Genomic DNA, 1356 nt, shown 5'->3' with positions numbered 1-1356 from the left:
CGGCGTGCATTTCACCCTTGCGGGCACGCGGGCGACGGTGCTACAAAAGCGGCCGCGTAAGGGCCGATGAGAGATAACCACCGGTAAGCTGAGCAGGAACACACCCGACACGGCGAAAAGCCGGGGCGACCTTAGCGTTCTTCGCCAGGGCGAGGAACAGTGAGAAGCGGCGCCGGCACCGCCGGCTGCAAGCGTGCCTTTCGCGTCAGCGATGGACGCCCGCAGGGGGGCGACGGCTTGCCGGCGCCATGCGCAGCACGACAGCGCGCCCGGACGCCCAGCGCCGCATCGTTTCGCCAGGCAAGTCGTTCAGAAGCGGCACATCCCTGCCCGACCATCACCTCGGCTCTATCAACAGAAGTATTCTCCCCTGCTGAAGGATGAGGCATACCTGGCACAGGAATGAGAGAGCAACAAGCCGCAGTGGCGCAGCCACTGCAGCCTGTTGTCCGGGGTTAGCGGCCTACCAGGCGATTCGGCAGCCGCGCCGCGTTATCGATATGCGTTTCAGCGGATAACTCAGCACTGATCAGACTGACCTGAAGACGCGCCTCCCAGAACGGCATGTCAGCCCAAAGATAACGATCCAATTCGGCAAGGCACGGAAACCGCGCCGTCCACGCCATCACCAGCCCGCTCAAATCATCCTCGGCAACTCCCTGCTGCTGCGCACGTCGCACCCAGCGGTCAAGCTCGCCCGGCGTGATGAACGCCAGCTCGATTTCCGCCTGCGCCAGCCGCACCTGATAGCGTCGCCGCTTGTGCCGCCGGAGTGTGGCGTCGATGCGCGCCTGACGGGTGTGTTTCATCGTCAGCCGGTGCTCGAAGCGCTGACGGCGGCGACGGTTCACTTCCGGGAACAGCGTGTCACGGGTGTCGCCCGGCAACGGGGAATAACAGTGCTCCCCCCGGCTGGCAATCAGCGTGTCGAGCGCGTCAATATAGTCTTCCTTGCGCGTGGCGCGGCGACGATCGCCGGGCCGGTAGGTCACGTCTATCATGCGGATGTCCCTGGCTGAAAGTGTGAGCCGCCCGGTTAACTGGCGGAAAAACGCCGTGGCATACGGGTAGGCGGATAACCGCCTGCCAGCTTCACGGCGGGCTTCGACCTGTGCGATGGCTTGCCAGACGGCCTGCCGGTACGGGTGCCACGGCACCAGAGCAAGATGGTTCGGGATCACAGGCAATGCCCTCCCATCCGCAGCGCGACCGCCAGCTTTTCCGGCCGCCAGAACCCCAGCCGGTAATAGCCCGCCACGGCATGCAGCACCCGGTTGACCGTGGCCGGGGTGTAATGCTCATCCAGGTACAGCCACGCCAGCGACTGACCGCCGTCAAATGGCAGCGTCATTGACC

The 1356-nt window shown here is 64.7% G+C and carries 2 protein-coding genes; both read right to left on the bottom strand.

Annotated elements, in window-relative coordinates; genetic code table 11:
- Positions 1–455: 455 nt before the first annotated feature.
- A complete protein-coding gene (locus ACUXAC_RS26915) occupies positions 456–1181 on the bottom strand; it encodes a plasmid SOS inhibition protein A (protein WP_342172918.1) in 726 nt (241 codons plus the stop codon).
- Positions 1178–1351, bottom strand: a complete 174-nt coding sequence (locus tag ACUXAC_RS26910) for a conjugation system SOS inhibitor PsiB family protein (protein WP_454267153.1) — start codon at positions 1349–1351, stop codon at positions 1178–1180. Before ACUXAC_RS26910 ends, ACUXAC_RS26915 begins: the two co-directional genes overlap by 4 nt.
- Positions 1352–1356: the final 5 nt, after the last annotated feature.

This window comes from Serratia sp. 121840015-1 (assembly GCF_053627655.1).
The sequence above is the reverse complement of the archived record's forward strand: the minus strand, read 5'-3'. Positions and strand labels throughout refer to the sequence as shown.

Excerpts from the sequence above, each read along its gene's own strand:
- ACUXAC_RS26910 (WP_454267153.1), bottom strand. The coding sequence starts at position 1,351 with ATGACGCTGCCATTTGACGGCGGTCAGTCGCTGGCGTGGCTGTACCTG.